Source organism: Actinomycetospora sp. CA-053990, assembly GCF_050948445.1.
GTDB classification, from domain to species: domain Bacteria; phylum Actinomycetota; class Actinomycetes; order Mycobacteriales; family Pseudonocardiaceae; genus Actinomycetospora; species Actinomycetospora callitridis.
The window spans coordinates 4,252,874-4,265,549 of the sequence record NZ_CP192043.1 but is presented as its reverse complement, the minus strand read 5'-3'; the positions used below and the strand labels follow the sequence as shown (position 1 = coordinate 4,265,549).

At 74.8% G+C, this 12,676-nt stretch carries 11 protein-coding genes, 1 tRNA gene and 1 pseudogene; 5 read left to right on the top strand and 8 right to left on the bottom strand.

What is annotated here, in order from left to right; translation table 11 throughout:
- Window positions 1-86: 86 nt before the first annotated feature.
- The gene (locus ACQPYN_RS21900) at window positions 87-1,313 is read right to left on the bottom strand and encodes an adenylate/guanylate cyclase domain-containing protein (protein ID WP_433027603.1); all 1,227 of its coding nucleotides are present in this window, start codon (window positions 1,311-1,313) and stop codon (window positions 87-89) included.
- 114 nt (window positions 1,314-1,427) lie between these two features.
- Here ACQPYN_RS21900 and ACQPYN_RS21895 point away from each other — a divergent pair, with 114 nt between their 5' ends.
- The 4 genes and pseudogenes from ACQPYN_RS21895 (at window position 1,428) to ACQPYN_RS21880 (ending at window position 3,551) form a co-directional block, all read left to right on the top strand.
- Window positions 1,428-2,339, top strand: coding sequence for a metallophosphoesterase family protein (locus tag ACQPYN_RS21895; protein WP_433027600.1), 912 nt, complete (start codon window positions 1,428-1,430; stop codon window positions 2,337-2,339).
- Window positions 2,324-2,574: pseudogene (locus tag ACQPYN_RS21890) on the top strand (4'-phosphopantetheinyl transferase); the annotation flags it as partial. The gene ACQPYN_RS21895 and the pseudogene ACQPYN_RS21890, both read left to right, overlap by 16 nt.
- A 9-nt stretch (window positions 2,575-2,583) precedes the next feature.
- Window positions 2,584-3,015, top strand: coding sequence for a 4'-phosphopantetheinyl transferase family protein (locus ACQPYN_RS21885; RefSeq protein ID WP_433038983.1), 432 nt, complete (start codon window positions 2,584-2,586; stop codon window positions 3,013-3,015).
- An 11-nt stretch (window positions 3,016-3,026) separates the two neighbouring features.
- Window positions 3,027-3,551 (top strand): DUF1992 domain-containing protein, encoded by a 525-nt coding sequence (locus ACQPYN_RS21880; protein ID WP_433027597.1) that lies wholly within the window; start codon window positions 3,027-3,029, stop codon window positions 3,549-3,551.
- A 2-nt stretch (window positions 3,552-3,553) separates the two neighbouring features.
- Here ACQPYN_RS21880 and ACQPYN_RS21875 read toward each other — a convergent pair whose 3' ends face one another.
- From ACQPYN_RS21875 to ACQPYN_RS21855, 5 genes are all read right to left on the bottom strand, one after another.
- Window positions 3,554-6,343, bottom strand: a complete 2,790-nt coding sequence (locus tag ACQPYN_RS21875; RefSeq protein ID WP_433027594.1) for an AAA family ATPase — start codon at window positions 6,341-6,343, stop codon at window positions 3,554-3,556.
- Complete coding sequence (locus tag ACQPYN_RS21870) at window positions 6,340-7,509, bottom strand: metallophosphoesterase family protein (protein ID WP_433027591.1); 1,170 nt, start codon at window positions 7,507-7,509, stop codon at window positions 6,340-6,342. Before ACQPYN_RS21870 ends, ACQPYN_RS21875 begins: the two co-directional genes overlap by 4 nt.
- A 212-nt stretch (window positions 7,510-7,721) precedes the next feature.
- Window positions 7,722-9,362, bottom strand: coding sequence for an alkaline phosphatase D family protein (locus ACQPYN_RS21865; RefSeq protein WP_433027588.1), 1,641 nt, complete (start codon window positions 9,360-9,362; stop codon window positions 7,722-7,724).
- A 62-nt stretch (window positions 9,363-9,424) separates the two neighbouring features.
- A complete protein-coding gene (locus ACQPYN_RS21860; protein ID WP_433027585.1) occupies window positions 9,425-10,135 on the bottom strand; it encodes a hypothetical protein in 711 nt (236 codons plus the stop codon).
- A 334-nt stretch (window positions 10,136-10,469) separates the two neighbouring features.
- A complete protein-coding gene (locus ACQPYN_RS21855; RefSeq protein WP_328306057.1) occupies window positions 10,470-10,658 on the bottom strand; it encodes a hypothetical protein in 189 nt (62 codons plus the stop codon).
- A gap of 503 nt (window positions 10,659-11,161) precedes the next feature.
- Between ACQPYN_RS21855 and ACQPYN_RS21850 the strand changes: the two genes are divergently transcribed.
- Window positions 11,162-11,236 (top strand) — tRNA-Ile (locus ACQPYN_RS21850).
- A gap of 62 nt (window positions 11,237-11,298) precedes the next feature.
- On the opposite strand, the gene ACQPYN_RS21845 is transcribed toward ACQPYN_RS21850, so the two are convergent.
- Window positions 11,299-12,465 (bottom strand): tyrosine-type recombinase/integrase, encoded by a 1,167-nt coding sequence (locus tag ACQPYN_RS21845; RefSeq protein ID WP_433027581.1) that lies wholly within the window; start codon window positions 12,463-12,465, stop codon window positions 11,299-11,301.
- 3 nt (window positions 12,466-12,468) lie between these two features.
- Window positions 12,469-12,675 (bottom strand): helix-turn-helix transcriptional regulator, encoded by a 207-nt coding sequence (locus ACQPYN_RS21840; protein WP_433027578.1) that lies wholly within the window; start codon window positions 12,673-12,675, stop codon window positions 12,469-12,471.
- Window position 12,676 lies beyond the last annotated feature (1 nt).

The following is a 12,676-nucleotide window of genomic DNA, read 5'->3' as shown; positions in this document are numbered from 1 at the left end:
TCGAACACTCCTTCCGACACCGGTACTTCCCCGACGTTCCGGACAGGAGTTAGACCGAATGGCCTAAGAAACCACGTGCCGACGGCCTAGTTCACCGGATCGGTGAGCGCGGCGTCGCCGTCTGACCCGGACGGGCGACGCTGGACCCGGTACAGACGCTGCGCGCCCCGGACGCCCTTGAACTTCCGGGGTGCCGCCGCCCGGAAGCGGAACGGCGGGTCCTCCGGCGCGCTCGCCACGATCGCGTCGTGGACGGCCGCGGTGACGGTGACGTGGCCCGGCCGCGCGGTCTCGGTGACGCGGCTGGCGAGGTTGACCGGCGGCCCGAACCAGTCGCCGGCGTGCGGGACCCCGACCCCCATCGCGACCCCGACGCGCAGCGCGGGCCGCCCGTCGTCGGCCTCCGACCAGGACTCGACGAGGTCGAGCGTGGCCCGCAGCAGGGCCGTCGGGTCGGGCGAGACGAGCATGACGGCGTCGCCGATGACCTTCGCCAGACGCACGGGCCATGCCGCGACCTGGGTGGCGGTGGCCGACAGCAGCTCCGCGACCTCGCTGAGCTCCACCGCCGACACCGTCTCGCCGAGGTCGGTGAACCCCACGAGGTCGGCGAAGCAGACGGTGACCTCCTGCGCGCCGCGCAGCCGCCCCGCGTTCGACTCCTCGACGGCCAGGGCGTGCGAGCGGATGCGGTCCGCGAGGGCGGCGGCGACGAGGTGCACCAGGTGCAGCGAGTCGTCCTCGACGATGCGCCGGGCCTCGGTGGCGTAGCGCAGGGCCAGCTCCGGCTCCGGTTCGCCGGGACGCAGGAGGGCCTCGCCGAGCAGCCCGCCGAGCGCGTCGGCGATGTTGAGCACGCCGCGCCCGATCGCGCGGACGACCGGCATCATCTCCTGGTCGGTGAAGCCCAGGCTGCGGTAGCGGTGGATCCGCTGGGCGATCTCGACGTCCTCGTCGGTGTAGATCGGGTCGTCGGGGCTCGGGGCCAGCGGTCGTCCGAGGGCCTGGAACCAGAGCCGGACGACGTCGGGGTCGATCCCGGTCAGCGTGCAGACGTCGGTGAACGAGTGCCCGTCCTCGGGCCGCAGGGTCCGCTCGAGCAGGAGCAGGCCGAGGCGGTCGCCGTCGATGGCGTCGCGCATCGCGTCGATGGCGACGCCGTCCGCGGCCAGCGACTCGAGCACCGACACCCGCGTGCGGCGGTCCTCGCCCGTGAGGCCGTCGAGGAGCCCCGCCCGCTCGTAGTCGCCCTCCGCCATCACTGCCCGGATCCGCGCCGGGATCGGCAGCGATGTGCGGTGGCGGGGCGGCACCGGCTCATGGTGCCAAAGATGCGAGGTGGGGTCAGGGTGTGGGAGTCCGCTCACGAGGGCGATGTCCCGGGAGAGCAGGCACGTAGCGTGCGGGTCGGAGACAGGGAGGACCCCATGAGCAGCGGCCCGCGTCTGCTGGCCACGAGCGACCTGCACGTGAACCGCTCGGAGAACGAGAGCCTGGTCCAGGACCTCCACCCCACCCACCCCGGGGACTGGCTGATCGTGGCCGGCGACGTCGGCGACCGCGTCGCCACGACTACCTGGGCCCTGGGGATCCTGGCCGAGCGCTTCGCGCGGGTGATCTGGGTGCCGGGCAACCACGAGCTCTGGACCCCGCCCGGCGACGAGGTCGACCTCGTCGGTCCCGCCCGCTACGACCACCTCGTGAAGGCAGCCCGCGACCTCGGGGTGCTCACGCCGGAGGACCCGTGGCCGGTGTGGGACGGGGCGGGCGGGCCGGTGCTCGTCTGCCCGATGTTCCTGCTCTACGACTACTCGGTGCGCCCGCCGTCGATCCCCGCGGACTGGTCGAACGAGGCGGCGCTCGAGGTCGCCCGCGAGGCCGGCGTCGTGGCCACCGACGAGATCCTCATGTCCAGCGACCCGTTCCCCGACGCCGCCGCCTGGTGCGCCGACCGCGTCGCGATCACCGAGGCGCGGCTCGCCGAGCGTCCGGCGGGGGTGCCGACGGTGCTGGTGAACCACTGGCCGCTCACCCCGGAGCCGACGCGCATCCTGCGGTATCCCGAGTTCTCGCTGTGGTGCGGGACGACCGCGAGCGCCGACTGGCACGTCCGCCACGACGCCGTCGCGGTGGTCTACGGCCACCTGCACATCCCGCGCACCACCGAGGAGGACGGCGTGCGCTTCGAGGAGGTGTCGGTCGGCTATCCGCGCGAGTGGCAGCGCCACGGGCTCGTGCGCGGCGCGCTGCGCGAGATCCTGCCGGGCCCCGTCGGCGAGGGCCCCGATCCCTTCACCGCCTGGGCCGCCGAGCGGTACGCCCGGTGGGCACGGTCGTGACCGGCGTCCTCGGCTCCCTCGCCGATGTCCTGCCGTCGGCCGTGGTGGTCTCCGCGCGCACCGACGACGACCCGGACGCCGTGCTCGCCCCCGAGGAGGAGCCGGCGGTGGCGAAGGCCGTCGCGACCCGGCGGGCGGAGTTCACCACCGCGCGGGCGTGCGCCCGCGACGCCCTCACGCGGCTCGGCCTGGCCGCCCCGGCCGTACCGGTGGGGAGAGGCGCGCGCCGGTGTGGCCCGACGGGGTGGTCGGCGCGATCACCCACTGCGCCGGGTTCCGCGCCGCGGCCGTGGCGTGGCGCGCGCAGGTGCGCACGGTCGGGCTCGACGCCGAGCCGCACACGGCCCTGCCCGACGGCGTGCTCGAGGCGGTGTCGGACGCCGGGGAGCGCGCGCTGCTCGAGCGCCTCGCCCGCGAGCAGCCCGAGGTGCGGTGGGACAAGATCCTGTTCAGCGCCAAGGAGAGCGTCTACAAGGCCTGGTTCCCGCTCACCGGGCTGTGGCTGGGCTTCGAGGACGCCGAGCTCGCGCCCGCGCCGGACGGCACCTTCCGGGCTTCCTTGCGCGTGCCCGGTCCGGTGGTCGACGACGCCGAGGTCACCGCGTTCACCGGGCGCTGGGTGGTGCGCGACGGCCTGGTGATCACGGCGATCGCCCTGGGGGCCGGCTCGTCGTAATCTGGTTCCCGATGGCGAACGAGGCCTACTGGGAGCGCTACGAGTCGGTCGTGGAGCAGCGGATCCGCGACGCGCAGGACGAAGGTGCGTTCGAGAACCTGCGCGGTGCCGGACGTCCCCTGCGCGGCCTGAACGGTCCGCACGACGAGAACTGGTGGCTGCGCTCCTACCTCGAGCGCGAGGGCCTGCCCAACGACGTCCTGCTGCCGACGCCGCTGCGCCTGCGCCGCGAGATCGACCGCCTTCCCGAGACCGTGCGGGACATGGACACCGAGCGGGAGGTCCGCGACACCGTCGCCGCCCTCGCCCGCCGGGTCGCGGAGTGGCTGCGCTTCCCCGACGGCCCCCAGATCAGCGTGCGCATGCCCCGCGCCGACGACGTCGTCGAGGCCTGGCGGGTCGGGCGCGCGGCGCGGTCGTTGCCCGGGCCCGAGGTGGCGGCGCCGGACGTGCCGGCCGCGGACGTGCCGGCAGCGGACGTGCCGGGGCCGTCGGCGTGGGCGCGCGTCCGGCGGTCGCTGCGCCGGCGGCGCTGAGCTCAGCCTGCGCGAGGAGCCCGGGGAGGTCGAGGACCGTGCCCGCCGTTGCGGCCGGCGTGTCCTCGGCGGCCCGGACGACCTCGGGGCCCGAGCGCTCCGACGCGGCGCGCTCGCCGGGCCTGCGGGACGGCGCGAGCGGCACGACCGTCGCCGCGCCGATGCCGTGGTAGCGCTCGGGCGTGCAAGTGAGCACCACGACCTGGGCCGCGCCGTGCGCCGAGGTGGCCGCGGTGAAGACGGCGCCGAGGCGGGCGAGCCGCTCGGGGTCGGAGTGTCCGAGCGCGTCGTCGATGACCACCGGGACGCCCTCGGACGGGTCGACGAGCGCCGCGCACGCGAGCCGCGCACACAGCCCGAGCTGCTCCTGGGCGCCGCTGGAGAGCGCGCCGAAGGGCACGGTGGTGCCGTCGAGCGTGCGGTGGGTGATCCGCAGGTCCTCGTCGATCTCGAGGGCCAGCGACGGGCCGAACACGATGCGCGCGAGGCGCTCGACCTGTGCGCGGAACGGCGCCACGTAGGAGCGGCGGACGCGTTCGCGGTGCCGGGTGAGGGTCTCGTGCAGGCGTTGCGCGGCGACGGCGCGGCGGGCCACGGCGGCGTGCTCGCGCACCGCGGCGTCGAGCTCGAGCTCGGCGGCGGCCAGCTGGTCGTGCCAGCCGGCGAGCCCTGCGGCCTGCAGGCGGCCGGTGGTCTCGGCGTGCTCGCGCTCCAGGCGCGTGCCCTCGCCGGAGAGGCGCTCCGCGACGGCGCGGGCGTTCAGGACGCGGGCCTCGACGGTGTCCGGGTCGTCGTCCGCGAGCGCGGCGGCCATCGCCTCGTGCTCGCGCTCGGCATCGCGGGCGCGCGCGAGCCGCGTGGTCTCGGCCTCGGCCAGCGTGGCGTCGGGCTCGGCGGCGCGGGCGGCGTCGAGCTCCTCGAGACGGCGGGTGTGCGCGTGGCGGGCCTCGGCGGCGCGCTCGGCGAGCACGGCGGCGCGGGTGTCGGCCTCGCGCACCGTGTCCTCGGCGCTCCGGCACGCGGCGTCGGCCTCGTCGGCCCGGTGGGCGGCGTCCTCGGCGTCGGCGCGTGCGGTGTCGGCGGCGGCGCGCAGCTCCGTCACGTCCCCGAGGTCGCGGACGTCGCCGCCGTCCTGTCGTCCGGCAACCGGCTCCGCACCGCGTCGTGGGCGGCGCGCAGCGCGGGGCGTCGCCGTGCCCGGCGAGCTCGCGGGCGAGGGCGGCGCGGTGCTCGTCGGCCCGGCGGGCCGCGTCCTCGGCGGCCCGTCGGGCGGCGCGGGCGGCCTCGAGATCGGCGACCCCGAGGTCCTCGCACGCCTCGGCGAGGGCACGAGAGCGCTCGCGGACCGCGTCGTCGCGGCCGGCGTCGTCGAGGCCCGGGGTGACCCGCACGTCGAGGACCCCGGGCAGCGACAGCGCCCGCGACCCGGCGACGGGCAGCGTGTGCGAGCCGCCGGGCGCGAGCACCACGGTCTCCCCGTCGACCACGACGGTCAGCTCGCCGGCGTCCTCGGGTACCGCCAGCTCGACCCGCGCGGCGGCGGCGTCGCGCGCGGCCTCGGCGCGCACCACGTCGCGCGCGAGGTCCTCGAGCTCGTCGAGGTCGTCGGCGTCCACGGTGCTCGCGGCGAGCGCCCGCTCGGCGGCGGCCAGGCCGGCGCCGGCCTCGTCGACGCGCCGCAGCCGCTCGGCGAGGTCGGCGAGCTCGGCGCGGTCGCGAGCGGCGGACACCGCCCGCTCGGCCGCGTCGGCGGCCCGGCGGGCCTCGCCCGCCCGTGCGCGGGCCGCGGTGTCGGCGGCGCGGCGGGCGTCGCGCTCGTCGCGGGCAGCGGAGTGCTCGGCCTCGTGGGCGGCGACCGCCTCGGCCGCACGGGCCCCGGTGTCGGCCTCGTCCTCGACCGCGGCGACCAGCGCATCGCGGGCCTCCCGGCGCTCGCGGGCCGCGTCGGCGCGCTCCCGGGCGAGCACCGCGTGCTGGCGGGCGGCGTCGACCTCGCGCAGCCGCGACTGGAGGGCCGCCCAGGTGTCCTCGAGACCGGTGACCTCGGCGGTGTGCGCGTGCTTGCGAGCCTTGAGGGCCGCGGCGTCGGCGTCGAGGCGGTCGCGGGCGGCGACGTCGCGCTCCACCGCCTCCAGCGCGGCGCGGCACCGCGCCTCCTCGGCCTCGGCGTCGGCGAGGCGCACCTCGGCGGCCCGCAGCTCGCCGGTGGCCCGGCCGCTCGGGGTGCGGTAGCGGCGCAGCTCCTCGGCGGCGCGATCGATCAGCCCGTCGTCGGCGCTCGGGTCGGCGCGGGAGGAGGCGCCCGGCCCCGACGCGGCGCGGTCCAGCGCGCGGGTCAGCGCGTCCTGCCCGCCGAGGTCGGCCTGCCCGACGACGCCGTTCTGCTCGACACGCAGGCCCCGCCACAGCGCCCGGTCCATCGTCTCGTCGAGGATCGCGGTGACGCGGGCGTGGGCGTCGGCACCGGTGAGCTGCTCGGGGGCCGGCGCCGTGACGTGCAGCTCGGTGCGCGGCCGGCGCAGCCAGCGCTTGCGGTAGACGAAGCGGTACGGGCCGGTGGAGACCTCCGCCTCCACCTCGGGCCCGGCGTCGACCCCGGCCGGCTGGGCGGCGCGAATCTCCGCACGCCGCGACGAGTCGGCCGCGTCGAAGAGCAGGTCGAGCGCCACGAGCGTGGAGGTCTTGCCGACCTCGTTGTCGCCCTGCAGCACGGTGACCCCGTGCTCGGCGAGCGACACCTCGCGGTCGTGCACGCCGCGGAAGTCGCGCAGCCGGATCCGGTGCAGCCTCATCGAGGGCTCCCGACCAGCCGGTGCAGCAGCCGCAGCGCGTCCCGGGACTCGGCGTCGCCCGTGCCCTCGGCCGGCGCGGCCGCGGCGAAGAGCTCCGAGGCGGCGTCGGCGGCGAACCCGTGCAGGTCGAGCTCGTGGAGGTCGGCGTCGTCGGGAACGGTCGCGAGGTCGGAGTGCTGCTCGACCACCTCCACCGCCGCGAACGCGAGCCCGTGCCCGGCGAGCAGGTCGTCGAGGCGGGAGCGCTGGCGCAGCGAGAGCGTGCCCACCAGGGCGAGCCGCACGGCGGTGCGCTCCTTGTCGGGCAGCGCGGCGAGCCGGGCGTCGAGCGCGTCGAGGTCGGCGTCGGTGTCCAGCGCGGCGTCGTGGCGCACGAACCGCCAGCGGCCCACGGTCTCGGTGCTCACCCGCGCGGCGCGGTCGTCGAGGTCGACCACCAGGACGTGGCCCGGATCGACCTCGTCGAAGTCGGTGACCTCCGGCGTGCCCGCGTGGCGGATGCGGTCGTCGACGGCGTCGGTCCAGGCGGAGTGCCGGTCGCCGAGCGCGGCGTAGTGCACGCGGCCGTCGGCCAACGCCGCGAGCAGGCCGGCGCGGCGGATGCGGGCCGGCTCGTCGTCGTCGGGGTCGAGCACGTCGAGCTCGCCGTGCCCGGCGAGGACCCGCAGCGTGCCCGCGGGCGCCGGCTCGAGGGCGGCCAGCTGCTCGCCGACGAGGTCGGTGAGCGGGTGCTTCGAGCGCCACGGGGCGGCGACGACCTCGACGCCGGGCGCGATCTCGTGCACCCCCGGGGTGTCGAGCACCCGCACGTGGGCGGGACACCGCCGCACGAAGTCCGGCCTGCGGAGCACGCAGGCGGCGTCCGCGGGGTCGTGGTTGCCGGGCAGGAGCAGCACCGGCGTGCGGAACGACCCGAGCGCCTCGCAGGCGCGGGCGACGACGTCCGGGCCGACGAGGTTGGACTCGAACACGTCGCCGCACACGAGCACGAACGCGGCGTCCTGCGCGTCGGCGATCTGCCCGAGCGCGCGGACCGCGTCGAGCCGGGCCTCGGCGAAGCGCGCCTGCGCCTCACCCGTGAGCCCGCCGGCCTCCTTGGGCGGGCGCGCGCCGAGGATCCGGCGCGTCATGCCGAGCTGCCAGTCGGCGGTGTGCACGAACCGCACGCTCGCCTCCCTCCGCTGCTCGACCTTCGACCGTAGAACGACGCCGCGACCAGGGCAGGTAGCGACATGCACCCGATCGCACTCGATCCGGCACATGGGGTTCGACGCAGCGACGGCACCGACGGTTCCCGGTCCTCGTCGACTCGTTCGAGCGGGGGGCTTTCCTGACGGTGGACGTCAGCATGGCCCCCAGGCTGACGAACCCCGGGACCTCAGGTCAGAGGGAGCTCCGCGACGGCCTCGAGGCCACCGCGGGTGCCCGAGCGCTCCACCCGGATCCGTGCCGCGCGGCCGTTCACCTCGAGCGTGGAGACGGCGTTGCCGAACCACGGCCCGCCGATCGGCGACCAGCTCATCGGCAGGTCACCGATCCCGGCCGCCCGGGCGACCCGGGCCAGCGCGGAGGTGAGGCGTTTCCGCCAGCCCAGGGCGAACACGTACTCCATGAACCAGGGGACGCCGTTGCGCACCGGCGAGCAGGTCAGCTGGTAGATCCGCGACCGGGTGGGGGAGGGGTAGCGCACCTCCGCGGCGTAGCTGTGGTGGACGTCGCCGGAGAGCACGCAGACCGTCGCGGGCGCGTCCGGGCCGGACGCGACGCCGCGGACCAGGTCCGCGAGCCGGTCGAACGAGGCCCGGAACGCCGGCCAGTGCTCGAGGTCGACGGCCTGGCGGACCTTCTCGGCGAGCGTGCTGCCCCGCGCGGCCGCCCACTCGTCGAGCGACTGGACGTGGCTGACCGCGGGCGGCATCAGCCACGGGATCGACGACCCGAGCAGCAGGTGGTCGACCTCCTCGCCCGCGTCGGGGGTCGCGTTCTCCTCGATCCACGTGAACGAGTGATCGTTGATCATGAGGCGGTCGTTCTCGTTGAGCACCCGGGCGCAGCGCGAGTCGACCATGAGCAGCCGGGTCCTCCCGAGGTCCCAGCGGTAGCTCCAGCGCACACCGGTGGGCTCGCCGACCTCGGCGTCGGCGCGGCCGGCGAAGTCCGCGAGCAGGTCGTAGACGTCCCCGTCGGCCTCGAGCACCTTGCGGTAGAGCGGGTCGGCGTCCCGCGTCGCGGGGTCGAGGTTGCCCAGGTGCTGGTAGACCCAGTACGACGACAGCGCCGCCCGGATGCGCTGCGGCCACCACGGCTTGCTCGCCATCTCGTCGCGCCAGGCCTGCGAGGTGTTCCAGTCGTCGCGGACGTCGTGGTCGTCGAAGATCATCGCGGTGGGCACCGTCGAGAGCAGCCACCGCATCTCGCGGTCGGTCCAGGACTCGCTGTAGAGGTGCGCGTACTCGCCGAAGTCCGCGATCTCCATGCCCGGGCCGGACTCGTCGTCCGGGTCGCGGCGGGAGCGGATCCACCGCTCGGTGCGCGGGGTGATCTCGTCGGCGTAGACCTGGTCGCCGAGCAGGCAGAGGGCGTCGGGCAGGACCGACGCCGGGTCGTCGGTCGCCTCGACCTCCTCCATCAGGCGCACGGAGAAGGCGTCGAGCGCGTCGATGCCCAGCGACGCCTCGAGCTCGGCGTCGTCGGTCGGGGGGTAGCGGCAGGAGCCGAACACGAACCGCAGGCGACCGGTGTCCTCGACCTCCGTGCGCGTGCGCAGGTAGCTCGGCGGCGTCCCGGCGCCCTCGAGGGGCCACACGAGCTCGCCGTCGAGGCGGACCTCGTAGGGGAGGCAGCTGCCGGGCTCGAGCCCGTCGACGACGACGAGCGCGTAGTGCTGCCCGCAGACCTGGAAGGTGGGCGCCGACGCGCCCAGCACCTCGACGGTGCACGCCTCGCTCGTCTCCACCCAGATCGTGGCGGTGGTCGTGCCGACGTGGCGCAGGAGGGGGCCCAGCTCCAGGGTGCTCACGGGTCCTGCCTACCCCAGCCGGGGGATCGCGGCACGTCGCCCGAAGGTCGGGCGTGGCGCGATCACTCCGAGCGGTGGGTCAGCTGCTCCAGGCGGCTCTGCACCTGGTCGAGGCGCGCTTGGAGGAGCGCGACCTCGGCGGAGAGCAGCGGGACCAGGGAGGCCTCGTCGACGTCGTCGGCCACGCCGGCGAGCGGGGCGAAGACGGCGTCGGGATCGTCGCCGGCCTGGTCGCTGCAGACCGTGATGCCGCCGCTCAGCGTCCCGAACGCCGCCAGGGTGAGGACGGGCCGCGGTCCGGCGCACAGACCGCACACCGGGTGCAGCCGCCGCCAGCCCACGACGCCCGGCCCGCCGTCGGCGAGGGCCGTCGACACCCGACCGCAGCCGCACCGGCCGAGGCGCACGGTGCGGACCGTCTGGCGCGCGTAGCGCAGCCCGAGCTCGTACCGCACGAACCGGCCGGATGCGGCGATCTCGAGCAGGACGCAGTGCTGGTACTGCGGGTCGCAGGCGAGGTCGCGCGCGTCCTCGAGGGTGTGGAAGCAGTAGAACCCGCAGTCGCACCAGGACGACGGCGGGTGGTGGCGGGGGCTCTGGATGCAGACGGCGTCGGCCACCTGGCCGTAGACCTGGGTGCGTCCCAGGGCCACGCCGTTGAAGCCGACGCGCCGCGCGTCCGCCGAGATCATCGGGTAGGCGATCTTGTACCCGGTGAGCGGACCCTCCGGCCCGCGGTACCTAGCGATCGACCAGCTGCTCGGCCGGCTCACGCTGCTCCGTCCCTGCCTGCACCGCCCTCACCTCGTCGGCCCTGATCGGGGCAACCTCGTCCGCGGGGATCTCCGGGGTGTCCGGCGGGTCTTCAGCGATGCCGGCGGAGAGTCGACGTCCCAGGCGCATGGCGGCCTCCGAGTGTTCGGGGTGACGTCCCCACAGAGTCGTCGGCGATCGCGACCATGTCCAGCCCTTGCGCTCACCTGCGCAGCGCCGAGGGCCCGGGTCGGGCTCCTGTGGGGAGCGGATCCGGCCCGGGCCCTCGCGGAAGCTGCTGTGGGGAGCGGCTCGTCGTACTGGTCGTGCTGGTGGTGCTGGTGGTGCTCGGTCCTACTCGGCGGCGAAGCCCAGGTCGTCGACGACCGCGCCGACCTCGGCCTCGGTGGCCGCGACGTCCTTGTCGAGCTGGTGGGCGTAGGGGGCCAGCTCGACCGCGTTGGCCGCCGGGGCGGCGAAGCCGGTGACGGCCGCCGGGACGGCGACAGCGGCGAACGCGAGACGCATCGTGCTCTTCTTCATGGGGGTCCTTCCCGATCAGGACGGTGAACACGTTCGGACCAGTAGTGGACCGAACGGCCGAACCATGACCGCCGTCAGACGTCCGATTCAAGCCGGAACGGCCCATTCGGCCGGTCGGTAACGAGATCATCACGAGCCGTGACGACCGCTCGTCGCGCCTCGTCGTCGATGTCGCATGTCAAGACCGTGTTCGGTCGCGCGTCGGTGGATCTCGGGGATGTCATGTCTCGGAAACGGGGCGTCACATGATCGACACCTATCAAGATCTCTCCGAGTGCTCCGGCGACGCGATGACGTCGGGCGGACGGAGCACCGGGAGCGATCAACTCCGGTGCCTCGTCCGGCGAGGGGCACGTTCGGCAGGCGTTCCGGCCGGTCGATCATGCGCAAGGCGCCCCTCGCGCGAGGTGGACGCCCGAGCCCGCCTGCCTCGCCCGGCGGTGTCGTACGCTCGCCCCGCCGCGACGCCCGGGGGCGGGTCTCCGGAGGTCCGCGGTGCCCGGGGGGCAGTAGCTCAGCTGGTCAGAGCAGCGGACTCATAATCCGTCAGGTCGTCGGTTCGAGCCCGACCTGCCCCACAATCGCCGCAGGTCAGCCCATGATCGGCGAACGCCGCCGAAGATCGAACCACACTTTTCCCTCACTTTTCGTCGGCTTCCGCTGATCCCCAGGCGTCGTCGAGGGCGTTGGCGGCCTCGCGTCCAGCGGCTCGCTTGTCCATGTAGACGTCCTGTGTGATCGAGGGCCGGGCGTGCCCGATGTGGCCGGCGATGGCCCGCGCCGAGAGGCCGTGCTGATCGAGCACGGTGGCCGCGGTCTTGCGGAAGACGTGGCTGGTGACCCATTCGAAGCCGGCCAGGTCGAGCGCGGTCCGCAGCCGGGCGCCGGTGTTGTGCGGATCGCGCCACGAGTCCCGCCCGAGGCCGTGACCACGGGAGTTCGGGAAGACCATCGAATCCGGCAGCACGTCGGCCGGCCGCCGCTCGGTCAGCATCGCCATCGCGAACGCCGGGAGCGGCAGGACCCGTTGCGCGGCGAACGTCTTCCCCTCGTGGCGGACGAGGCCGACGCGCTTGACCCGCACGATGTTCGCCACGATCGCCACCGTCTCGGCCTGCCAGTCGATCGTGCGATCCTGCACGGCCAGGACCTCACCGATGCGGCAGCCGGTCGCGAGCATGAACCGCACGAGGTCGGGCACGTCGAAGCGGAAAGCATCCTCGTCGGCGTCGAGCTTGCCCAGCAGCTCCACCCGCTCCGACCGGGTCAGCGCCCGCACATCCTTCGGCGAGCCCTCGATGTGGCCGGCGTCCCGGACCGGGTTCGTCGAGATCGCGCCGAACCGCGCCGCCAGCGCCATCGCCCCGGAGATGACCGTCCGGACGCTGCGGGTGGTGTTCGCCGACAGCCGCACCTCGCACGACCGAAGGAACACATCAACCCGCGCGACCGTCACCTCCCGGACTCGGAGTTGGCCCAGAGCCGGAACGACGTGGTTCCGGGCGTGCATCTCGTAGGTGTCGTACGTCGTGCCCTTGCGCCGGCGCTTCGTCTCGGACAGGAACCGTTCGACCAGCTTCTCGACCCGGGTGTCCGCCGTGATCTCTCCACCGGTCGGCGCCTGCCGAATCCGCAGGTGGGACTTCAACGCCCGCTCGGCCGCCGCACGGGACTTGCCCGAGCGCTCGACGGGACGTGTGACGCCGTCCGCGTCCCGGACCTTCGTCATGGCTCTGACACCACCGGAGGGCAGCTCGTAGAATCTGATCTTGCCGTGGGCTCCGACGGGTAGCGGTGGGCGGCCCACGGGTCAGGCCACCTCGTCGGTGAGGGCGTCGAACCAGCCACGCACCTCCTCCGGGTCGTACCGCAGGAAGCGGCCGACCTTGCGCGCCCGAGGGCCGTAGCCGGTCGAGCGCCACGAGTAGATCGTCTTCACCGGCACGCCCAGGAACGTCGCGAGGTCCTGCACCGTCCACAGCTTCGCGAGCCGCGGGTTCATCACTCCTGTTGCCATC

Bases quoted from the DNA above. Each gene is read 5' to 3' on its own strand.
- ACQPYN_RS21895 (WP_433027600.1), top strand. From the start codon at position 1,428: ATGAGCAGCGGCCCGCGTCTGCTGGCCACGAGCGACCTGCACGTGAAC.
- ACQPYN_RS21880 (WP_433027597.1), top strand. From the start codon at position 3,027: ATGGCGAACGAGGCCTACTGGGAGCGCTACGAGTCGGTCGTGGAGCAG.
- ACQPYN_RS21875 (WP_433027594.1), bottom strand. From the start codon at position 6,343: ATGAGGCTGCACCGGATCCGGCTGCGCGACTTCCGCGGCGTGCACGAC.
- ACQPYN_RS21855 (WP_328306057.1), bottom strand. From the start codon at position 10,658: ATGAAGAAGAGCACGATGCGTCTCGCGTTCGCCGCTGTCGCCGTCCCG.
- ACQPYN_RS21840 (WP_433027578.1), bottom strand. From the start codon at position 12,675: ATGGCAACAGGAGTGATGAACCCGCGGCTCGCGAAGCTGTGGACGGTG.